This is a genomic window from Halomonas sp. AOP7-B1-5 (assembly GCF_052353045.1).
Lineage (GTDB): Bacteria > Pseudomonadota > Gammaproteobacteria > Pseudomonadales > Halomonadaceae > Vreelandella > Vreelandella colorata.
In genome coordinates this window covers 21,580-42,233 of the sequence record NZ_JBQTDC010000035.1, presented here as the reverse complement: position 1 = coordinate 42,233, position 20,654 = coordinate 21,580, and the positions used below count along the sequence as shown (strand labels likewise).

General features: G+C 53.5%; 19 protein-coding genes. 6 read left to right on the top strand and 13 right to left on the bottom strand.

Translation table 11 applies throughout. The features are described from left to right. Both ACT3XD_RS15495 and ACT3XD_RS15490 read right to left on the bottom strand, forming a co-directional pair. The coding region (locus ACT3XD_RS15495; RefSeq protein ID WP_444280607.1) for a hypothetical protein at positions 1-463 on the bottom strand (463 nt) is incomplete at its 3' end. Positions 464-662: 199 nt separating this feature from the next. Then, a complete protein-coding gene (locus tag ACT3XD_RS15490; RefSeq protein ID WP_192538970.1) occupies positions 663-2,396 on the bottom strand; it encodes a proline--tRNA ligase in 1,734 nt (577 codons plus the stop codon). A gap of 225 nt (positions 2,397-2,621) precedes the next feature. Here ACT3XD_RS15490 and ACT3XD_RS15485 point away from each other — a divergent pair, with 225 nt between their 5' ends. Continuing rightward, on the top strand, positions 2,622-3,056 hold the full coding sequence (locus ACT3XD_RS15485) for a hypothetical protein (RefSeq protein ID WP_192538971.1): 435 nt from the start codon (positions 2,622-2,624) through the stop codon (positions 3,054-3,056). Positions 3,057-3,133: 77 nt separating this feature from the next. Here the strand turns inward: ACT3XD_RS15485 and ACT3XD_RS15480 are convergent, their stop codons facing one another. Beyond that, a complete protein-coding gene (locus ACT3XD_RS15480) occupies positions 3,134-4,345 on the bottom strand; it encodes a benzoate/H(+) symporter BenE family transporter (protein WP_225736245.1) in 1,212 nt (403 codons plus the stop codon). A gap of 306 nt (positions 4,346-4,651) precedes the next feature. On the opposite strand from ACT3XD_RS15480, the gene ACT3XD_RS15475 reads away from it, so the two are divergent. After that, a complete protein-coding gene (locus ACT3XD_RS15475; protein WP_192538972.1) occupies positions 4,652-5,239 on the top strand; it encodes a helix-turn-helix domain-containing protein in 588 nt (195 codons plus the stop codon). On the opposite strand, the gene nfo is transcribed toward ACT3XD_RS15475, so the two are convergent. Continuing rightward, entirely contained in the window at positions 5,209-6,069 is an 861-nt protein-coding gene (nfo, locus tag ACT3XD_RS15470; RefSeq protein ID WP_192538973.1) for a deoxyribonuclease IV, read from the bottom strand. The genes ACT3XD_RS15475 and nfo overlap by 31 nt on opposite strands. A gap of 9 nt (positions 6,070-6,078) precedes the next feature. Beyond that, a complete protein-coding gene (locus ACT3XD_RS15465) occupies positions 6,079-6,849 on the bottom strand; it encodes a glycerophosphoryl diester phosphodiesterase (RefSeq protein ID WP_192538974.1) in 771 nt (256 codons plus the stop codon). A 179-nt stretch (positions 6,850-7,028) separates the two neighbouring features. On the opposite strand from ACT3XD_RS15465, the gene ACT3XD_RS15460 reads away from it, so the two are divergent. Continuing rightward, positions 7,029-8,006 (top strand): NADPH:quinone reductase, encoded by a 978-nt coding sequence (locus ACT3XD_RS15460; protein ID WP_192538975.1) that lies wholly within the window; start codon positions 7,029-7,031, stop codon positions 8,004-8,006. A 74-nt stretch (positions 8,007-8,080) separates the two neighbouring features. Here the strand turns inward: ACT3XD_RS15460 and ACT3XD_RS15455 are convergent, their stop codons facing one another. Beyond that, positions 8,081-8,725: a TenA family protein gene (locus ACT3XD_RS15455; RefSeq protein WP_192538976.1), complete on the bottom strand. Its 645-nt coding sequence runs from the start codon at positions 8,723-8,725 to the stop codon at positions 8,081-8,083. A 245-nt stretch (positions 8,726-8,970) separates the two neighbouring features. Here ACT3XD_RS15455 and ACT3XD_RS15450 point away from each other — a divergent pair, with 245 nt between their 5' ends. The 3 genes from ACT3XD_RS15450 (at position 8,971) to ACT3XD_RS15440 (ending at position 12,432) form a co-directional block, all read left to right on the top strand. After that, positions 8,971-10,827: an SLC13 family permease gene (locus ACT3XD_RS15450; RefSeq protein ID WP_192538977.1), complete on the top strand. Its 1,857-nt coding sequence runs from the start codon at positions 8,971-8,973 to the stop codon at positions 10,825-10,827. Positions 10,828-10,996: 169 nt separating this feature from the next. Then, on the top strand, positions 10,997-11,755 hold the full coding sequence (locus tag ACT3XD_RS15445) for a DeoR/GlpR family transcriptional regulator (RefSeq protein WP_192538978.1): 759 nt from the start codon (positions 10,997-10,999) through the stop codon (positions 11,753-11,755). 452 nt (positions 11,756-12,207) lie between these two features. Beyond that, positions 12,208-12,432, top strand: coding sequence for a hypothetical protein (locus ACT3XD_RS15440; protein ID WP_192538979.1), 225 nt, complete (start codon positions 12,208-12,210; stop codon positions 12,430-12,432). A 120-nt stretch (positions 12,433-12,552) separates the two neighbouring features. Here ACT3XD_RS15440 and ACT3XD_RS15435 read toward each other — a convergent pair whose 3' ends face one another. From ACT3XD_RS15435 to ACT3XD_RS15405, 7 genes are all read right to left on the bottom strand, one after another. Further along, positions 12,553-14,190, bottom strand: coding sequence for a glycerol-3-phosphate dehydrogenase/oxidase (locus tag ACT3XD_RS15435; RefSeq protein ID WP_192538980.1), 1,638 nt, complete (start codon positions 14,188-14,190; stop codon positions 12,553-12,555). Between the two features lie 234 nt (positions 14,191-14,424). Further along, entirely contained in the window at positions 14,425-16,176 is a 1,752-nt protein-coding gene (locus ACT3XD_RS15430) for an ABC transporter substrate-binding protein (RefSeq protein ID WP_192538981.1), read from the bottom strand. A 69-nt stretch (positions 16,177-16,245) separates the two neighbouring features. Then, a complete protein-coding gene (locus ACT3XD_RS15425) occupies positions 16,246-16,518 on the bottom strand; it encodes a DUF2160 domain-containing protein (RefSeq protein ID WP_192538982.1) in 273 nt (90 codons plus the stop codon). 11 nt (positions 16,519-16,529) lie between these two features. Further along, positions 16,530-17,426 carry a carbohydrate ABC transporter permease gene (locus ACT3XD_RS15420; RefSeq protein ID WP_192538983.1) on the bottom strand — a complete coding sequence of 299 codons (897 nt, stop codon included), beginning with the start codon at positions 17,424-17,426 and terminating at the stop codon, positions 16,530-16,532. 1 nt (position 17,427) lies between these two features. After that, complete coding sequence (locus tag ACT3XD_RS15415) at positions 17,428-18,315, bottom strand: carbohydrate ABC transporter permease (RefSeq protein ID WP_192538984.1); 888 nt, start codon at positions 18,313-18,315, stop codon at positions 17,428-17,430. After that, complete coding sequence (locus ACT3XD_RS15410) at positions 18,308-19,408, bottom strand: ABC transporter ATP-binding protein (protein ID WP_192538985.1); 1,101 nt, start codon at positions 19,406-19,408, stop codon at positions 18,308-18,310. Before ACT3XD_RS15410 ends, ACT3XD_RS15415 begins: the two co-directional genes overlap by 8 nt. Further along, the gene (locus ACT3XD_RS15405; RefSeq protein WP_192538986.1) at positions 19,401-20,498 is read right to left on the bottom strand and encodes an ABC transporter ATP-binding protein; all 1,098 of its coding nucleotides are present in this window, start codon (positions 20,496-20,498) and stop codon (positions 19,401-19,403) included. The genes ACT3XD_RS15410 and ACT3XD_RS15405 overlap by 8 nt, the downstream gene beginning before the upstream one ends. Positions 20,499-20,654: the final 156 nt, after the last annotated feature.

Below are 20,654 nucleotides of genomic sequence, written 5' to 3'. Positions count from 1 at the left end.
GTTGGGTGAGAGGGTCACTTCTGTTTTGGAACAGTAAGGTTTTGTCGCGCTTTTCAATATCGGCTTGTAAAGTCAGAATTGTGTTACTGATAAGCCGGGTTTCGGGGTGTTTTTGGACTTGGGATGATGGGGTAAATCGATAGCCGTCGCTTATTTGGCTGGCCGTATGGCTGAGTTTGCTGAGTGGCGAACTTAAGCGTTTGGATATCCATAACGAAAAAAGAATTAAGCATCCCATGGTTAACATTGAGCTTACTAGAAGTTCTTTTTTTAGCCATCTGTACCCATTTGAAAGCGCTGACAGCGAATCGGGTAAGGCGCTAAACAGGGCTGAATAAGCGATTTGAGGACTTTTAGTAGAGGAGGCGAAGTAGGGGTCGATAACGAGCAGGATACCGATAGGCAGCTGTGACAGAAGAATAACCAATAGAAAAGTTAAAAAGAGGCGCATTCTAAAGTGCATTCTTCGCTCACTTTTATAGCAGAATAATGTTAATAACCATAAAGTAATGATGACGACGTGATGCGTTTTTGAACGATACCCTTTTTTGCTAATTAATAGCTACCCCAAGAGCTTGATTAACTACCACCAAGGGCTTGATTAACCACCACCCACCGCCACGCTTACTCGTTAAAGAACATAGCGGTGGGCAGCCTAACGCTTACTGGGGCTGGTTTACGCTGGCTTTTTCAAGCAGGAAATCAACAATATGCTCAGAGGGCACCATTGTTGCTTCACTGTCGCGACGGCCTTTGTACTCAAGCTCGCCGTTATCCAGACTACGATCACCAATTACCAAGCGATGCGGAACGCCCATCAGTTCCAGGTCGGCAAACTTAACGCCGGGGCGCGTATCGCGATCATCCAGTAGGACGTCCAGGCCTGCGGTAGTTAACGCTTGGTAGAGACGCTCTGACTCTTCCCGTACGCGCTGCGACTTGTGCGCATTCATAGGCACAAGCGCTACTTGGAAGGGCGCAATTGCATTGGGCCAGGTAATTCCTGCGTCGTCATGGTTCTGCTCAATGGCGGCTGCCACTACCCGAGTAATACCAATACCATAGCACCCCATCCACGGATGACTGGTTTTGCCGTTATCGCCCAGCACGCTTGCATTCATGGCTTCAGAATATTTCTGACCCAGCTGGAACACGTGGCCTACCTCGATGCCGCGTTTGATGGAAAGCGTGCCTTTACCATCGGGTGACGGGTCACCTTCTTGCACCTTACGCAAATCGGCAACCTGGGGCAGGGCAACATCACGTTCCCAGTTAATGCCGAAGTAGTGCTTGCCATCAATATTCGCGCCCGCGCCGAAGTCACTCATCAAGGCAACACTACGGTCAATAATAACCGGCATCTTAAGGCCGATTGGCCCCAGAGAGCCCGGGCCTGCACCTACAGAGGCACGGATTTCTTCTTCATTGGCCATCGTAAGTGGTGTCGCGACCTGAGGAAGGTTTTCTGCCTTCACCTCGTTTAACTCATGGTCGCCGCGCACCAGCAGCGTAATCAATCCGCCTTCGGCAGCATGAACCATCAGCGTTTTGACGGTTTTCTCGATCGGCAGTTTAAACTGTTCAACCAGAGCTGCGATGGTTTTGGCGTTCGGCGTATCCACTACACGGATTTCTTCACTAGGTGCTGCGCGCTCAACGTTGCTACCTAACGGCGCTGGTAAGGCTTCGGCCTTTTCCATGTTGGCGGCGTAGTCAGACTCATTGGAGAACACGATGTCGTCCTCGCCGGAACTTGCGAGCACATGGAATTCATGGGACCCGGTACCGCCGATAGAGCCGTTATCGGCGATCACCGGACGGAAATCCAAACCCAAGCGAGTAAAGATTCGCGTGTAGGCATCGTACATGCCCTGATATGTTTCTTTCAGTGATGCTTCATCCAAGTGGAAGGAGTAGGCATCTTTCATGATGAACTCACGCGAGCGCATTACCCCAAAGCGCGGGCGAATTTCGTCGCGGAACTTGGTCTGGATTTGGTAGAAATTGACCGGCAGCTGCTTGTAACTTGCGATCTCTTTGCGCACGAGGTCGGTGATCACTTCTTCATGAGTTGGACCCACACAGTAGTCACGTTCATGACGGTCTTTGACGCGCAGAAGCTCTGGGCCGTACTGCTCCCAGCGGCCGGACTCTTGCCATAGCTCGGCTGGCTGAACGGCGGGCATCAATACTTCCTGGGCGCCAGCACGGTTCATCTCTTCACGTACAATAGCTTCTACTTTGCGTAGTGTACGCAGGCCTAGAGGCAACCACGTATAAAGGCCTGAGGTGAGGCGGCGAATCATCCCAGCACGCAGCATTAACTGGTGGCTAATGACTTCGGCGTCGGCCGGGGTTTCTTTTAACGTAGCGATTAATAATTGGCTGGCGCGCATGGGCGGTAAAATTCCTTAGTGTTAAAAAAGCCGCTGGCTTAGCGTTGAATGTGAGCATTGTACGTCTTAGCGGTTAAGGCGGCAAAATCATGCAGCCGCCATAAGCGCTGTGCGCCGGGTAGTTTGTGCTAATATGGCCGTGATTTTGCGAGCGATGACGAGCATTATTTCAATAATTCAGCCTCAATACCGCTATCGTTTCTATTTATTAATGAGGGGACCTTCATGCAGCAATCTGTACGCCGTTGGTTAGCGGGGGCCGTTGTAGGCGCTTCCATTATAACGTTGAGTGGTTGCGGTACTATGTTTCACCCTGAGCGAAAAGGCCAGTTAAGCGGCCAGATCGACCCGGTTATTGCGGTTGCCAACGGTGTGGGCCTTCTGTTTTTTATCGTGCCGGGCGTTATTGCCTACGCGGTCGATTTTTCAAATGGCACTATCTATTTGCCAGGCAATAACAGCGCATCTGTTGATGTTCTGCACCTGGAGGATACGTTGAACGTGGCGTCACTTGAAAAGCTGCTGTCCGATAAAGCGGGCAAGCCGGTGAGTTTAAAAAGCGAGCTGGTGATGATTGAAGAGATGGACAACCTGGAAGAAGCGCTCGCCATGGTGCGGATGTCAGGCGTAATGGATGAAGAGCGCCTGGCAACCATGTAAATTGCCCAACGGCTGCGTTGCTACACAAAACCCCAGAGACGCTTACGCGTATGGGGTTTTGTCGTTTTATGGGCAGGCTATTTGGCAGCGGTAAGTTTCAGGGTAATCAATCCTGCCACTAAACCCCAGAAAGGCCCGCCAATGCCAAGCAGCGTAATGCCCGAACCCGTCAGCAAAAAGGTGACTATGGCCGCATCGCGATGACGGCTATCGGCAAAGGCGCTTGCCAAACCTCCGGCAAGCGTACCCAATAGCGCAATGCCCGCCAGGGCGATAACCAGCACGCTGGGGAGCGCATTAAACACCCCGGTCACCGTAGCACCGAAAATCCCCATGATGATATAAAAAACGCCGGCGGCCATACCCGCCGTATAGCGGCGGCGAGGGTCGGCATGAGCATCTGGGCCCATGCAAACCGCAGCGCTGATGGCGGCCATATTGAGCGCAAAACCACCAAAGGGCGCAAGAAGCAGAGAGGCCCCACCGGTCCAACTGATCAGCGGTGAGCTGTTAACTTGATAGCCCGCAGCCCGTAATACCGCCATGCCCGGCAGATTCTGCGTTGCCATGGTGATAACAAAAAGCGGAATGCCCACGCCGATTAATGTGGCAATTGAAAACGCAGGCGTCATAAACACAGGCATAGTGGGGGACAGCGGAATACCCTGCAGATTGATTTGCCCCTGCAGTACTGCAACCGCTACGCCGGTTAACAGTACGCCGGGCACCGCCAGTGTTGGCCAAAGGCGCCTACCCATTACCCAGGCGGCTAGCATCACCAGGGGCATTAGCCACTGGCTTTCCATCGCGTTAAATAGCTCAAGGCCAAAGCGCAGCAAAATACCGGCCAGCATCGCTGCCGCAATCGCGCCGGGAATGTAGCGCATCAAGCGCTCAAAAAGGCCGGTTACTCCGCATAGGGTGATCAATAGCGCCGAGAAAAGAAAAGCCCCGATAGCTTCTTCAAGCGGAATGCCCGGCAAGCTGGTCGCCAGAAAAGCTGCCCCCGGCGTAGACCAGGCGGTAAGCAGCGGCATGCGATAACGCAATGAAAGGCCAAAGGATGTAAACCCCATGCCAATACCCAGCGCCCAAAGCCAGGAACTGATTTGCGCGGCAGAGGCGCCGCTGGCTTCGGCTGCCTGAAAGATAATCGCAGCAGAACTTGTATAGCCAATCGTGACCGCGACAAATCCTGCAGTGACGGTTGAAAGGCTGACATCTTGCCAGAAGGCGGGCCGCTTGGCAGGCGGCTGGGCCTGTTCTATAGCATCATTATTGGCCGCCATACTGCGCTCCTCTAAGGTGGCTGGATGTCTATCAATTAATGGCTATGATTAAATTTTTATGTGCGCTATAGCGCACAAAGGTCACACTATCACTGTGCGTCATAACGCACAATTGGGTTGAAGATTGGGATTTAGAATAAACACCGAAGCTTTATAAATCCTAACGTTTTATAAACCCTGACGCTTGCCCGTAAGCGCTAGATGCTTGAACGATCAAACATTTAAGAACTCAGTAATAGCCCGAGTAGGCTGGCTGTTTTAACGGGGATTAGAGAGGTAAAATAGCCAAATCCTGAGGAGATAATAATGCCTACCCAGCCCCCCGCTATTGCTGAGCACGTTGCCAGTACCGTTAAACGACTGCGTAAAGAGTGTGATTGGAGCCTGGATCGTGCTGCCGGTGAAACCGGAGTCAGCAAAGCGATGCTCGGACAAATCGAGCGCGGTGAATCCAGCCCGACTATCTCAACGCTCTGGAAAATAGCCAGTGGCTTTCGGGTGTCGTTTTCTACCCTGTTCGATAGTCAGAAACCGGTGCAGGGCGAACTGCGCCGGGATAGCGGGGAGTCGGTATGGGGGGATGACAGCGCGGGCATGCAGGCACGGCTGATTTTCCCTTACGATCCGTTGTTAGGCTTTGAGATGTTCATCATCGAGTTGGCGCCCGGTGCGATCAGTGAGTCAACGCCACATGCCGAGGGCGTGGTAGAACATATTGTGGTGATTGAAGGAGAAATGGAGCTGCGTATTGATGAGCACTGGCAAACGCTTGGCGTGGGCGAGGGGCTGCGCTTTTTCGCTGACCGCCCCCACGCAATGCGTAATACCGCGACAACACGTTTACGCTTTCATGATGTTATTCACTATTTACCCGGCGCGGCATCCAACGCTTGAGCACGCAGCCAGCGGATTTCTTCATCCCAGATTTCAGGCTCGACGGTTTCTAAAATCATGGGAATACCGCTGATACGTGGCTCCTGCATGATGGTGATAAACGCTGGCAGGCCAATATTACCTTTTCCCAAGCTGTGATGACGGTCTACCCGGCTGGCAAAACCGCTTTTCGCATCGTTTAAATGCATCCCGCGAAGATACTCAAATCCTACAACGCTGCCAAGCTCATCCAGGGTGGCCTGCGTTGCCTCGCGGCTGCGCAAATCATACCCGGCGGCAAACGCATGGCAGGTATCAATACACACGCCGACGCGCGATTTATCATCGACATGCTGGATAATTTCAGCAAGATGCTCAAAGCGCCAGCCAAGATTGGTGCCTTGCCCGGCGGTGTTTTCAATCACCGCGGTCACGCCCATGGTCTGGGCGAGAGCTTCATTAACGGACTCTGCAATGCGCTTTAAGCAGTCGCCTTCACTGATCTTGTTCAAGTGGCTGCCTGGGTGAAAATTCAGCAGCGTTAAACCTAGCTGCTCGCAGCGCTGCATTTCATCTAAAAAAGCGTTGCGCGATTTCTGCAGACCTTCGGCTTCCGGGTGGCCCAGGTTAATCAGGTAGCTATCGTGGGGCAAAATCTGCTCAGGTTTAAAGCCGTGCTGGCGGCAGGCATCTTTAAATGCCTTGATGGCTTGCTCGGTCAGCGGCTTGCCCTGCCACTGGCGCTGGTTTTTGGTAAATAGTGCAAAGGCATTTGCGCCGATCTCAACCGCCCGATGTACCGCCTGATCTGCACCCCCGGCAGCACTTACATGGGCACCTACATACTTCATTGTTATCCCTTACTGTTTGGCTAAGCGTTGATTATCCAGAAAGCGCTGAAAAATAGCAGGTTCATCAGTAATCACGCTAGCAATCCCCCAGCTCCAACGGCTCTGAAAGGCGCTGGGGTCGTTGGCGGTGTAGCAAAGGAGCTGATAGCCCGCTTCATGCATGGCGTCAGCCTGGGCGCGTTTCAGGCGGGGCCAGTGCGGATGAATGCTATACGCGTCAACGGCCTCACACTGAGTACGCCACGCTTTGGGCGTGCTGCCAAACAAAACCCCCAGCGCCAGGTCTTTTTTAGAAGCAAAGGTGCGGCAGTGGTGAAGCGCGCTAAGATCGAAGGACGAGATAACCAGACGCTCGGGAGGTAGGGCCTCCAGTACTTCTGGCATGACGCGATCAACCAGCTCAATAGGGTCGCGGCCCTTGTTGACCTTGATTTCCAGGTTGACGCCCATTTCCAGCTCGTTAAGAAGCTCGAGCATCACCTCGAGGCTTGCTATTTTTTCGCCAGCAAAACGATCACTAAACCAGCTGCCGACATCTAATGCCTGGGCCTCTGGCCAAGTGAGCCTATTAAGCGCGCCGCGCCCATCCGAGCAGCGCGCTACATCAGCATCGTGCCAGATAACCGGCGTGCCATCGCCGAGTAGCTGAACATCAAGCTCCACCCAGCGGGCGCCCGCTTCATAAGCTGCGCGCACGGCGGCAAGGGTGTTTTCTGGGGCGGCGGCGGAGTACCCGCGATGGGCAATCAGCGTGGGAAGCGTAATAGCGGGATGGGTCATCGTTCGTCCAAAAGCGTTACCGGTTAAAGTGATCTGAGTTTAGCACGAGCCTATGACATCAGCGTGTCACTCAAGCGCGGTCGATGTGAGTAAGCTCAAGGGATTGCTTGATTTCTAAAGCGTGACGCGGTTGGATAACAGCACCTAGTGTTGCCAATAATTAACAAGGAGTTTCATTTATGTCCAAGCGTATTCAGCTTTCCAAAACAGGTGGTTCCGAGGTGCTGGAATGGGCCGATGCTGAGCCGAAAGCGCCGAGTGCTGGTGAAGTAAGAATTGCCAATAAAGCCGTTGGGCTTAACTTTATCGATATCTATTTCCGTACCGGGCTTTACCCGGCGCCTTCCATGCCAACAGGCCTGGGAACCGAGGGCGCAGGTGTTGTCGACGCTTTTGGCGAGGGCGTGACCCATCTAAAAGAGGGCGATCGGGTAGCGTACGCTCAAGGGCCGTTGGGCGCTTACGCCGAACTGCATACGTTGCCCGCTGCAAAAGTGATTAAGCTTCCCGACTTTATCGATTTTGAAACGGCCGCCGCCAGCATGCTGAAAGGCCTTACCGTGCAGTACCTTTTACGCCAGACCCATGAGCTAAAAGGTGGCGAGACGATTCTGTTTCATGCCGCAGCGGGTGGGGTGGGTTCTATCGCATGTCAGTGGGCCAAGGCTTTGGGCGTCAAGCTGATCGGTACGGTCAGCTCGAAAGAGAAGGCTGATTTAGCCATGGCGAATGGCGCCTGGGCAACGATTAACTACACCGAAGAAGACGTGGTTGAGCGGGTACGTGAATTGACCAACGGCGAGATGTGTGACGTGGTTTACGACTCCGTGGGTAAGGACACCTGGGAAATTTCTCTAAACTGCTTGAAGCCTCGCTCGTTGATGGTGAGCTTTGGTAATTCATCAGGCCCGGTAGATGGCGTGAATATCGGCATTCTCAATCAGAAAGGCTCGCTTTTTGTAACGCGCCCCAGCCTTAATGGCTATGCCGATACGCGCGAGCGCCTGGAAATGATGTGTGAAGATTTCTTCAGCATGATTGAAAGTGGCAAAATCAAAATTGACGTTGCTAACCGCTATGCGTTGGCCGACGCGGGCAAGGCGCAGGATGCGCTGCAAAACCGTCAAACCACGGGGTCAACCGTGCTGCTTCCCTGAAAGGGTCGTATATTTTAAGCAAAGGCCGCCGTTTATTCTGGCGGCTTTTATTGGTCAGGGGCAAAGCGGTCGGCTCAATGCTCGTTATCAAACGCCATGTCAAAGAAGCGCTGCTCGATTTGGCTGGCTTCAATAAACGGCTTGCTCAGCGTTTCAAATTCGCGCTCGGCGCCCACACGGTTAAGCTCATCGCATAAAAAACTCACCCAGCGAACAAAGTCAGGCTCGTTGTGCAGCACGATCCAGTCGCGGTGCTCTGGCCGAGAAGGCAGCGGCTCCTCTGCGCGTTGGGCCCACTCAAGATAAAGCCATTCGGCAACGACCAGTACGACCAGGATGAATGCATAGTCCTGGGAGTCACAGGCCTGCTCCATCAGCGCAATAAACGCCTGGGTTGGCTCTGCCAGCGGGGAGTGTCGCCACTGTGTTTCGGGGATGTTTAATGCTTCGAATGAGTCGATAAAATAGCGATATTCACTACCCGCCAACACCGACAGCTGACGCGCATGGGTCAGACGGGCTTCCGGGTCGTCGGCGGCGCAGACCGCCGCGCCGAGTAGGCGTACAAAACTATCGCAAAAACGGAAGTCCTGAATTAGGTAGCGAGCAAAAACGTCATCCGCTATTTGCCCTTCAAGCAGTTGGTCTACAAAGCGGTGATTGACCGAGGCATTCCAGTAAGGCTGGGCAGCCTCGCGCAAGCGATGACACAAGTTCATATGACCTCCAGTATGCTAAAAAATCTTAAGCGCTATTATTTTATCGATTTCTGGCGCTAAGGGCAGGTAAGTGAAAACTTTTTATTATTCTTCATCATCTGCAGGGCCTATACGGTTGTATAAATATCGCCTAATGTGTGAGGGTTATTTGACCGTTAGCTTATGTGGCGGCTCAGAAAAGCAAGCCGATAGAGTACTGCAGTCGCCTTGCTCATACCCAATGGCGGCACAAGGAGGTGATTGGCATGGCGGCAGAAATGATCGGTTTGGCGCCCAGCACCCTGGTATTTATGGTACTGGGGTTAACGCTCATGGCATTTGTTTGGGGGCGCTTTCGTTATGACTTGGTGGCCCTGACGGCGCTTTTAGCATCGGTGATGTTAGGCCTTGTGCCCGCTGATTCAGCGTTTGCCGGATTTGGTCACCCTGCAGTGATTACCGTTGCTGCCGTACTGGTGTTAAGCCGGGGGTTTGAGCGTTCTGGCGTCGTGGATATTATCTCTAACCAGGTGCTGAAAGTGGGTGATCGGCTAATCCTCCAGCTGCTGGTGCTGGTGGGTACCGTCGTGGTGCTGTCAGGGATTATGAATAACGTTGGTGCGCTGGCGCTGTTACTGCCGGTCGCCATGCGTCTCGCCCGGGAACATGATACCTCGCCTTCAATACTTCTGATGCCGCTTGCCTTCGGTTCGTTATTGGGCGGCCTTACTACGCTGATTGGCACGCCACCCAACATTATTATCTCTACGTATCGAGGTAATATTACCGGCGAAAACTTTGGCATGTTCAGCTTTTCACCCGTAGGCATCGCGGTAGCTGGGGCGGGTCTGGCCTTTATTGTGCTCATTGGCTGGCGCTTAACACCAAAGCGTAGCGGGCAATCCTCTACCGACGAGATGTTTGATACCGCGAATTACTTGGTAGAGCTAAACGTCACTAAAGACTCTAAAGCCAACGGTCTAACGCTGCCTCAGCTGCGCGATGAGCTTGAAGAAGCTATTCCTGTACTTGCCGTCGTGCGTGACGATAACCGCCGGGCGGGCTACTCTTTTCATGGCATCTTGCAAGAGGGCGATATTCTACTGCTGGAGGCTGGGCCCGATGAGCTTAAGCTTCTGGAAGATAAAGTGGGTTTAAGCGCTATAGCCGAGCCAGAAGAAGCGCCGGATGAAAACGATGCGACAACCGATAAAACTACCGAGGACGAAGCGGACAGCACAGATGCCCGCCAACCGGTCAATACCGAAGGGCTACAGCTGATCGAAGCTGTAGTACGTAATGACTCGATGATGAATAACCGCAGTGTACGGCAGCTGCGTTTAAATCAGCAGTTTGGCTTGCACCTAGTGGCCGTCGCCCGGGATGGTAGCCGTTTGAAACAGCGGCTAAGGGATATCCGCTTTAAAACCGGGGATGTCCTGCTGCTCCAGGGCAGCGAAAATGAGATAAGCGATAGCCTTTCAACTCTCGGCTGCCTGCCCCTAGCCAGCCGGGCGCTTAATTTAGGTCAGCCGCGTAAGCTGGCTATCTCTATCGGAATATTTGCCCTGGCGATTGTCGCCATGCTGTTGGACCTGTTGCCTGCGGCCGTGGCGATGAGCAGTGCCGCCGTGGTTTCGTTGTTGATCGGTGTATTGCCCCTGCGTGATGGCTATCAGGCAATTGATGGGCCGGTCATCGTATTGCTTGCCGCGATGCTGCCCGTGGGGGAGGCCCTGGAAACAAGCGGCGGGGCCGATATTGTCGCTAACACCTTGCTTACTTTGGGTGCCGAGTGGCCCATCTTTATCTCCTTGATTGGTCTGTTCGTGCTTACCATGCTGCTTTCAAACGTGGTGAACAATGCTGCTGCAGCGCTGCTGATGGCACCTATTGCGGCGAGCCTGGCTCAGGGTTTTGATGTATCGCTCGACCCATTTTTGATGGTGGTGGCCGTCAGTGCCTCGTGTGCTTTTTTAACGCCCATTGGGCATCAGTCCAACACGTTGGTATTAGGTCCCGGCGGGTATAGCTTTGGCGACTATTGGAAGTTAGGGCTGCCGCTTTCGATCGTGGTGTTAATCGTCGCGTTGCCTGCGATCTTATGGGTGTGGCCGCTATAAGATGTAAACGTGCGTTCGGTAAGCGGCCCGGCCCTTTGCCCAATGCTATTTATTACAGCTATCCCTCAAGAGCTATTCATCAAGAACTATTCATCAAGAACATCAGATTTCGAAAATTTTATTACCCTGTTACGCTTAGCGATAATTACAAAGTGAACGGGCCGGGCCTATGAACCAACAATACCGTCAGGATGCGATCGTCGAGCTGGTTCGCCAACACGGCTATATGAGCATTGAGCAGCTGACTGATCACTTCGCTGTAACGCCACAAACCATTCGGCGTGATTTAAATACCTTAGCTAATGAAGGGCGGGCCCGGCGTGTTCATGGGGGCGTGGGTATTGAATCAAGCACCGTGAATACGGCTTACAGCACGCGTAAAACGCTTCATCTGGAAGAAAAGGAGCGTATAGCGCACTGCCTGGCACAGCACATTCCTAACCATGCATCGCTGTTCATCAATATCGGCACCAGCAATGAGGTGATTGCCCAGGCGCTGCTTGAGCATCAGGGGTTGGAGATCATCACCAACAACCTGAACGTGGCGGCTATTTTGCAGCATAAAGAAGACTTCAACGTGATTATCGCCGGTGGGCAGGTGCGCTCTCGGGATGGCGGTATTATCGGTGAAGCCACGATCGATTTTATCAATCAGTTCAAGGTTGATTACGGCATTATTGGCATCAGCGGTATCGACGAAGACGGCTCGCTTCTGGAGTTTGACTACCAGGAAGCACGGGTAGCGCAGGCTATCATTGCCAATTCACGGCGGGTGTATCTGGCAGCTGACTATTCCAAATTCCACCGTAATCCGGTGGTGCGTCAAGGCAACCTATCACAGCTGGATGCGCTGTTTACTGACCGTAAGCCGCCAGAGGCTATTCGGCAGTTGCTTTCGCAATATGAAGTTATGTTGCATGTCGCCTAAGCGAGAGCGGATAAATCCCCACCGGTAAAAACCTCGCGTAGCCATAACGCTCAATCGATGGCTACGCTGCCTTCACTCTTCACCTTAGCCGCTGTAAGTCTTTGACACGTTTAGGCGCTGTTGATGGCTAATGTAGTCGAGCTACAACCCGGTGTGCGTCCAATGATGCATTGTTGGTTTGCCATCCATCTCCCATAGTAAAAGCGTGGCTTAGGTAGGGGGTCGCTATCCCGATTATCCTATTCAAGCCCTGCTACGTAACCATAGTGCTTCAGCATAACCAGGCGCTAAAGGGCGAAGGTCTATAAAGCTTGCGACCGTTCGCAGTCACCGAACCAGGCACTTATCCGGCCTGGCATGAGTAGCAACGTCACCATACGCCATTAGACGACTGCCTATGTGTTGATGGATACGCACACAGCAGCGGATGACCATACCATGAGGTACTGACCATGAACTGTATTGAACTTAGCCAGCAGGCCGACCAGATAGCCAGTACGTTTAGCAAACTAGATTTGGCTAAACTGGTGCTCGCTCTTAAAAACAACCGTGAGTCGCTCCAGCACGCCGTTGAAGTGATCGATACTATCGATAGTCGAAAGGGCTGTACGCTTGATGAAGCCTGGGATGAGGTGCTGTCCGGTGATTCACAGCTGCTTATCATTAATGAAGAGTAGGTGACGGCGTGAGGTTGAGCGTCTGATACTCAGCCCCTTCAGCGTTTGAAGGGGCTTTTTTTATAAGTAGCTCTATATTTCGTGAAGTGAACCTTTCAAAGTACCGAGATGATTATCGCACTATGCTTGCAGGGCTTCAGGCTGCGCAGTATTAACGCGATTATCAAAATAGGTGGCGAGCCGTTGTTCGGCCTGTTCGCCAAACAGCACGCGGCACGCCTGTTTTAAACCTTCTGAATGGCGCAGCTGCTCCTGGTCAACCACAAGCGATATTTTGGAGCGCCGACGCAGGAAGTCTTCAAGCTCGGTAATCATTTCATGATCGCGCGCATGTTCAAGCTCAACGCGAATATATTCGGTGCCTTCAATCAATAATGCCCCTTGGCTTGGGTCTTTTTCGATTTGCTCAAGCATCGCGAAGGCTTTATCGGCGTAGCGACGCCATAGGCGTATCGAAAGAGGCTCTGACGACGTTGGCGCGGTCATCGAATCAAGATCCATACGTTTGGCCTGCGCCATAAACTGCTGCTTGATGGGCAATGCCGGTTCGCCATACCAGTGAAAATCAGGCTTGGGTAACGTTATGCCGAGCGCGAGCAGTGCATCAGAGATTTCATCGCCCACGTTTAAGCAATCGGTAAGCTTGCCGCCGAAAATACTGATATGCGCGTTATCGATATTAGTGTCGATCACGTGTTTACGCGAAAGCTGCAGAAAATCACGATCGCTACCTTGATCTGATTCCACGGCCAGGGGACGCACGCCGCAACGGGTAGAAATAATATCACTGGGGGTAAGTGGCTTATCCAGCGTTAGCCGCTTATTAATATTATCCAACACGAAATCGATGTCTTCCTGGGTAACCACCGCATCAGGGTGATCCATATGGGTGTCGGTTGTGCCAATGCAGGTCCGGTTGCCCATGGGTATTACAAAAAATAGCCGCCCATCGTCAGCAAAGAAGGCCAGGACGCGCTTCGAGTCCGTCAGTTGGGGCACAATCAGATGAATGCCCTTGGAGTAAAGGTGCTGATGAGACGTTTGCTCGCCGGTAAGCTCATTGTGATGGTCGACCCATGGCCCCGCAGCGTTAATCAATACTTTGGCGCGTATTTCAAATGTGCTGCCATCCATGGTATTACGAGCTTTGGTGACCCATACGCCGTCTTTACGTTGAGCACCCAGCGACTCCACATAGTTGGCCGCTGTCGCGCCGAAGTCGAGCGCGTGGCGTATAAAATTGAACACGAACCGTGCATCGTTATCGTGGAGATAGGCGTCGGAATATTCAAACCCACCTATAGAGCGGTCGATATTGATAATGGGTTCTTCGTGTTTAATATGCTTAGGTGCGAGCAGGCGCGGGCGTTTGGTAAACCCGTTACCCATTAACCAATAAAGCCATGTGCCCGCCCAGAGATAGCGTGGCGAGTGACGAAAGCCTTTGGTGATGGTGGTAAGAAAGCGAATTTCCTGCACCGTAGAAGGGTAGCTCTTGATTAAGTGGTTGCGGCTTTTGCAAAGTTTACGCACCAAGCCAAAATCATTGCTCTCCATATATTTGATACCTCCCCATACCAGATTAGAGGAGTGCATGCTGGTGCTACCCGCGAAGTCGCCACGATCGATCAGTGCGACACGCGCCCCTTTGCCAGCCAACGCCGCTGCGCTGGCCGCACCGTTAATACCGCCACCAATCACCAGCGCGTCAAAGGTGGTGCTCGCTAATTGACTAACGTTTTGTTCGCGCAGCGTCATGGAAGCCTCATTGGTGGGATAGGTAAGCGTATTAGCCGGAGCTAGAAACGGTTATGTTCATTTGTGAAAGGATATGTGATCGTTTTCGATCTTTCAAGTTTGAAAGTGAACATTGGTGATCATAAAAGCTGCCTTCATGATGCAGCGATCAATGAAGGTTGCTTTACGCTTAAGGGTTTCTTGTCAATTATGCCTAGTGCAGGGCGGTTGTCCGCCCTGCAGGTGGGTGCTTAGCTACTCCTGGCGTGAACCAGCCGCCATCCAGGCTTCCATCATCTCTTCGTAAGGTACCGTCGTGCCCTGGGGCATCTCGTCATCAAGCTTGGGTTTTGGCGCGCCTTCGCGGTCTAGCCAGATCTGGGCATCCTCCTCTTCGTTGAGTACCGGCGCATAGCTATCGAAGACATTGGCGCGTGCCAGGCGGTTCATGGTGCTGTCCATTTCCGCTGCCAGCTTGTCCAGACCTTCCTGAGGCGAGACTTCACCGCTCATTACCGGCGCCAGGTTTTGCCACCAAAGCGGTGCCATACGTGGGTAGTCAGGCACGTTGGTTCCAGTAGGTGTCCAGTTGGACTCGTTGGGGCTGCGGTAGAATTCCACCAGGCCGCCCAACTTGGGGGCCATTTCGGTCATCTGTTCGGAGAAGATGTCAGACTCGCGAATGGGCGTTAAACCGTGCATGAGCTTTTCAAGCGATACCGTTTTTGCCACGGTAAACTGGGCGAAAAGCCAGGCAGCTGTGCGGCGGTCTTCAGGCGTCGAGTCGAAGAACGTCCATGCCCCCACGTCCTGGTAGCCTACCTTCATGCCCTCTTCCCAATATGGGCCGGTAGGCGAAGGGGCCATGCGCCATAGAGGGTTACCTTCGTCATCCGTCACCGCTACTGCCGGGTCGACCATGTCGGCCGTAAAGGTGGTGTACCAGAAGATCTGCTGGGCGATATGCCCCTGCGCAGGTACCGGCCCTGCTTCCCCAAAGGTCATGCCCTGAGCTTCAGGTGGTGCGAAATCGCGTAGCCAATCGACCGCTTTTTGCATCGCAAATACCGATGCCGGCGAGTTGGTAGCACCGCCGCGACTCACGCTGGCGCCTACCGGCTGGCTATCTTCGTTGACGCGAATACCCCAGTCGTCCACCGGGTTGCCTGAGGGGATGCCTGGGCTGCCCATGCCTGCCATGGAGAGCCAGGAATCGTGGAAGCGCCAGCCCAGGGACGGGTCGCGGCGGCCGTAGTCCATATGGCCGTATACCTTGACGCCATCGATTTCACCCACGTGTTCGGAGAAGAACTCGGCAATGTCTTCATAGGCTGTCCAGTTGGTCGGTACCCCCAGGTCGTAGCCATAAATTTCCCGGAACTGTTCCTGCAGATCCTCGCGCTGGAACCAATCATGGCGGAACCAGTAGAGGTTGGCAAACTGCTGGGTGGGCAGTTGGAACAGGCTGCCGTCCGGCCCGGTGCCATACTGCAAGCCAATAAAGTCGTCCAGGTCCAGCGTGGGCAGCGTGTAGTCAGACCACTCATTTTCCATCGCTTCAGACAGATTGACCGTCGTGCCATAGCGGATATGCGTGCCGATGGAGTCGGTATCGTTCACAAAACCATCGTAGATGCTGTTACCCGACTGCATCTGATTCTGCATGGTATCCACCACATCGCCCTCACCAATGATGTTGTGGGTGACGTTGATGCCGGTCAGTTCTTGAAAGGCTTCAGTCAGAACCTCACTTTCATATACGTGAGTCGTGAGGCCTTCGGCCACGGTTTGAATATCCATGCCCCGGAAAGGCTCGGCAGTGTTGGCAAACCACATCAGCTCCTCGATCTGCTCTTCACGGCTTAGCGTTGAGTTTTGAAAGTGCTCATCGACCAGGCGTTCGGCGATGGCGCGAGCGTCATTTTCCTGGGCTGACAGCGCGCCCGAGGCTAGCAGCAGGCTCGCGGCGAGAGTGGTCAGTCTGAATTTGTTGTAATGCTTTGGCATGGTGACCTCGTTTTGTTGTGTTCTTCCCTGATGGCTTGGCCGTCCCTGATACCGATTAAACGCTGGCAGCTAGCCCCAGCGCATTAATATCAACAGCCATATGGCTGATACCGCTAGTGCAATCCAGATGGATAGTGAGGTGAAGCCAATCACACCCAGATGGATAAACGCAGCAGTGAGCAGACCGATAAACAGCCTATCCCCGCGCGTGGTGGAAATGGGCAAGAAACCTTTGCGCTCTATGGTGGGTGACAGAATCTCCCATATCGTCATCCCTGCCAGCATGGCCGCAATGGACGAAAAGAATATGGCGGTGGGCATGGTCCATACCATCCAGGACATGGCGAATCTCCTCAGGTACGGCCCAGGGCAAAGCCCTTGGCGATATGATTACGAACGAAGTAGACGACCAGAATGCCGGGGATAATGGTGAGAACCCCGGCGGCGGCCAGGGTGCCCCAGTCAATGCCGGAGGCGGTAGACGTGCGTGTCATGATCATGCCGATAGGCTGGGCACTGGTCGCGGTTAGCGTACGGGCCAGTAGAAGCTCCACCCAAGAGAACATGAACAGGAAGAACAGCGTGACGCCGATACCCGAGCGGATCATGGGGATGAAAACCTTGACGAAAAAGCGCGGAAAGCTGTAGCCATCGATATAGGCCGTTTCATCAATCTCTTTGGGCACACTGCTCATGAAGCCTTCAAGAATCCAGATCGCCAGCGGGATATTGAACAGGCAGTGGGCCAGCGCCACGGCAATATGGGTATCGAACAGGCCGACCGAATAGTAGAGCTGAAAGTAGGGCAGCAAGAATACCGCAGGTGGGGCCATCAGGTTGGTCAGCAGCCAGAAAAACAGATGCTTGTCGCCAATGAAGGTGAAGCGGCTAAAGGCATAAGCGGCCGGCAGCGCTACGCAGATAGTGATGAGCATGTTCATCGCCACGTAGAGCATCGAGTTGACGTAGCCCATGTACCAGCTCGAATTGGTAAAGATGCCGATATAGTTATCGAAGGTAAGGTTTTGTGGCCACAGGGTCATTGAGCCGAGAATTTCGCTATTGGTCTGCAGCGACATATTGATCAGCCAATAGATGGGCAGAATCATCAATATCAGATAGAGGCCAAGCAGGCAGTTGGCACGCCAACGCGAGCGGGCGTTGCGGTTACGCCGCTGGGCGGGCGTTACCTTGCTGAAAATGGTGGTGTACTTTTCGCCGCGCTGAGTGTTTTCGAGTTGGTAGCTCATGCTAGGCACCTCCGTGCGGGTGCTTGTCTTTCTGCATGTGCATGATGGTGGTATAGAACACCCAGCTCACCAGCAGAATGACCAGAAAATAGATCAGCGAAAATGCCGCCGAAGGGCCCAGATCCTGCTGTCCGACCGCCATGGTCGTCAGTGACTGGCTCAGGAACGTGGTGGCGCTGCCCGGCCCGCCGCCGGTCAGTACAAAGGGCTCGGCGTAAATCATGAACGAGTGCATGAAGCGCAGCAGTACGGCAATCACCAGGACATTGGTCAGCTTGGGCAACTGGATATAGCGGAACACGGCCCATTTGGAGGCGCGGTCAATGCGTGCGGCCTGGTAGTAAGCTTCAGGAATCGAGCGCAGGCCGCTGTAGCAGAGCATCGCGACCAGCGGCGTCCAGTGCCAGACGTCCATCAGCACGATTGTCACCCAGGCATCGCCCGCGTTGCGGGTGATATTGTAGTCAACGCCCAGCTCGCGCAGACCCCAGCCCATCAAGCCGATATCTCCCCGGGTAAAGATTTGCCAGATACTGCCCACCACATTCCAAGGGATGAGCAACGGCAGGGTAATCAAGATCAGTACCGCTGAGGCCTGCCAGCCGCGTTTGGGCATGATCAACGCAATGCCGATTCCCAGCGGAATCTGAATGGCGAGAATAATCAGCGAGAAGGAAATCTGGCGAAGAAATGCTGCTTGAAGAGCACTGTCATTGAGCATGCTTTCAAACCACTCGGTGCCGGTAAAAAATCTCGCGTTGGGGCCAAGCACATCCTGCACCGAGTAGTTGACCACGGTCATCAGCGGGATGATGGCGGAGAACGCCACCAGTACCAGCATGGGAAGCACCAGCAGCCAGGCTTTATTATTGGGTACTTTGTTATTCATGCTCAGCCTCCACCCGATATTCATCGATATACAGCGCAACATGGGCATTATCGAAGTGCGCGAACGCCGTTTCACCAACCGGCGGGTGGCCTTCGGGCAGGCGTGCCTTGAAGGATTGCCCGTTGAGTCTGAAGGTCAACAGGGAGTAGGTGCCAAGATCCTGCAAGCTGGTCACCTCTATGGGTATGCCTTCGGTCGTCTGGTGGGAGCTGATAGTGATGAATTCCGGGCGGATACCCAGCTTGATATTGCTGGCGTTCGCGCTGGCGATAGCGTGCTTGAGCGGCGCGCTGACCGGTAGGGGCTGTGAGCCGAACATTACCTGACCGCCTTGATATTTTACTGCCAGGAAGTTCATGCCGGGGCTGCCAATGAAATAGCCTACAAAGGTATGCGCGGGACGCTCAAACAGCTCTCGCGGGGTGCCGAACTGAACCACCTGCCCCTCGTACATCACGGCAATTTTATCTGCGAAAGTAGAGGCTTCGAGCTGGTCGTGGGTCACGTAGATCATGGTGATATTGAAGCGTTCGTGAATCTCCTTGAGCTTGCGGCGCAGCTTCCACTTCAACTGCGGGTCGATCACGGTCAGCGGCTCATCAAACAAAATGGCCGTTACATCATCGCGCACCAGACCACGTCCCATGGAAACCTTCTGCTTCTCATCGGCAGTCAGGTTCTTGGCTTTACGTTTTAACAGCGGGGTAAGGCCCAGAATATCGGCGACTTCGAGCACCTTGGGTTTCACGCGATGCTCGGGGGTGTTCATGTTACGCAGCGGAAAGGCGAGGTTGTCGAACACCGTCATGGTGTCGTAGATCACCGGGAACTGGAACACCTGGGCAATGTTGCGCTCTTCAGGGGGCAGCTCATTTACCCGTTGGCCGTCAAACAGCACGTCACCCTCAGAGGGTTCAAGCAGCCCTGAAATAATATTGAGCAGCGTTGACTTACCACACCCTGAGGGCCCTAACAGCGCATAGGCGCCACCCTGGTGCCATACGTGGTCCATCTGCCGAATGGCATAGTCCGCTGCATGGGTGGGCGTTTTTTCATAGGAGTGTGCGAGGCCTTTAAGGGTGATTTCAGCCATGGGCAGCTCCTCCCTGACGCGCAGGCGTGTGAACCGTATGACCCTGTTTGTTGAAGGCGTAAAGTTGATGGGTAGGGAAGTAGACTTTCAGCGGCTCATTGACGCTGTATTGGTGGATGCCTGCCAGATGAAGTACCAGCGGAAAGCACTCGTGGTGAACATGCAGAAAGGTTTCTGAACCACTGATTTCGGCAACGTCTACATGCACATCCAGCGCCAGATCATCGGCGCTTTGTGGCACCAGGGTGAGGTGGGACGCGCGCACACCAAAGTCGTAATCACCCGGTTCAAGGCGTTTGAGATTGTCATCGCAGGGAAAATGCAGCGTTTGATCAAAGGTGATTTCGGTATCGGTAAGCTGGCCGGGCACAATGTTAATGGGCGGCTCAGAAAACATCTCGGCGCTAAAGCGGCCGTTGGGCTCACGGTAGACCTGTTCGGTAGGGCCGTACTGAAGCAGCTTGCCTTCGTGCAGCACCGCCGTGTTGCCGCCCAGCGCCAGCACCTCGTTGGGTTCGGTCGTGGCGTATACCGCAATACAGTTGCGCGCCTTGAACAGTTCGCGCAGTTCGTCACGCAGTTCTTCACGCAGCTTGTAGTCAAGATTGACCAGCGGTTCATCGAACAGGATTAGATCGGCATCCTTGACCAACGCTCGCCCCATGGCGGTGCGCTGCTGCTGGCCGCCGGAAAGCTCTTCAGGGTAGCGGTTAAGCAGGTGTTCGATATGCAGCATCTCGGCTATTTCGCCCACCCGCTTGTCAATTTCGCTTTTAGGATGTTTGGCAAGCTTGAGCGGAGAGGCAATGTTGTCGTAAACGGTGAGGCTGGGGTAGTTGATAAACTGCTGATACACCATGGAAACATTGCGCTTGCGCACGGAGACGTTGGTCACGTCTTTGCCATCCAGGATGATCTTTCCTTGAGTAGGGGGCTCAAGCCCTGCCATAAGACGCATAAGCGTAGTTTTACCCGCTAGCGTACGGCCCAAGAGCACATTGAAGGAGCCCGGTTCAAGGGCTAAGTCTATTTCACTGATGTGCGCCACACCGTTAACGATGTGATCAACCTTTTGCAAATGTAAGGACATGCCGATCTCGCAAGCGTCATTGTTATTGGAGATGATCAATTGGGGATGATCATTAGATCGTGCGTGCTGTTGAAAATTGATTAAACGGCGTTGGTTATTAGGTTTTTTGCTTTCGTTTCCGAAAGGCTAGTTGACCGTTTGTGAACTCGCAATGCG

Coding starts and splice junctions, on each gene's coding strand:
- ACT3XD_RS15465 (WP_192538974.1), bottom strand. CDS start 6,849: ATGACCCATCCCGCTATTACGCTTCCCACGCTGATTGCCCATCGCGGG.
- ACT3XD_RS15420 (WP_192538983.1), bottom strand. CDS start 17,426: ATGAGCTACCAACTCGAAAACACTCAGCGCGGCGAAAAGTACACCACC.
- ACT3XD_RS15425 (WP_192538982.1), bottom strand. CDS start 16,518: ATGTCCTGGATGGTATGGACCATGCCCACCGCCATATTCTTTTCGTCC.
- ACT3XD_RS15455 (WP_192538976.1), bottom strand. CDS start 8,725: ATGAACTTGTGTCATCGCTTGCGCGAGGCTGCCCAGCCTTACTGGAAT.
- ACT3XD_RS15430 (WP_192538981.1), bottom strand. CDS start 16,176: ATGCCAAAGCATTACAACAAATTCAGACTGACCACTCTCGCCGCGAGC.
- ACT3XD_RS15485 (WP_192538971.1), top strand. CDS start 2,622: ATGCAGCAATCTGTACGCCGTTGGTTAGCGGGGGCCGTTGTAGGCGCT.
- nfo (WP_192538973.1), bottom strand. CDS start 6,069: ATGAAGTATGTAGGTGCCCATGTAAGTGCTGCCGGGGGTGCAGATCAG.
- ACT3XD_RS15490 (WP_192538970.1), bottom strand. CDS start 2,396: ATGCGCGCCAGCCAATTATTAATCGCTACGTTAAAAGAAACCCCGGCC.
- ACT3XD_RS15480 (WP_225736245.1), bottom strand. CDS start 4,345: ATGGCGGCCAATAATGATGCTATAGAACAGGCCCAGCCGCCTGCCAAG.
- ACT3XD_RS15460 (WP_192538975.1), top strand. CDS start 7,029: ATGTCCAAGCGTATTCAGCTTTCCAAAACAGGTGGTTCCGAGGTGCTG.
- ACT3XD_RS15450 (WP_192538977.1), top strand. CDS start 8,971: ATGGCGGCAGAAATGATCGGTTTGGCGCCCAGCACCCTGGTATTTATG.
- ACT3XD_RS15435 (WP_192538980.1), bottom strand. CDS start 14,190: ATGACGCTGCGCGAACAAAACGTTAGTCAATTAGCGAGCACCACCTTT.
- ACT3XD_RS15445 (WP_192538978.1), top strand. CDS start 10,997: ATGAACCAACAATACCGTCAGGATGCGATCGTCGAGCTGGTTCGCCAA.
- ACT3XD_RS15410 (WP_192538985.1), bottom strand. CDS start 19,408: ATGGCTGAAATCACCCTTAAAGGCCTCGCACACTCCTATGAAAAAACG.
- ACT3XD_RS15475 (WP_192538972.1), top strand. CDS start 4,652: ATGCCTACCCAGCCCCCCGCTATTGCTGAGCACGTTGCCAGTACCGTT.
- ACT3XD_RS15440 (WP_192538979.1), top strand. CDS start 12,208: ATGAACTGTATTGAACTTAGCCAGCAGGCCGACCAGATAGCCAGTACG.
- ACT3XD_RS15405 (WP_192538986.1), bottom strand. CDS start 20,498: ATGTCCTTACATTTGCAAAAGGTTGATCACATCGTTAACGGTGTGGCG.
- ACT3XD_RS15415 (WP_192538984.1), bottom strand. CDS start 18,315: ATGAATAACAAAGTACCCAATAATAAAGCCTGGCTGCTGGTGCTTCCC.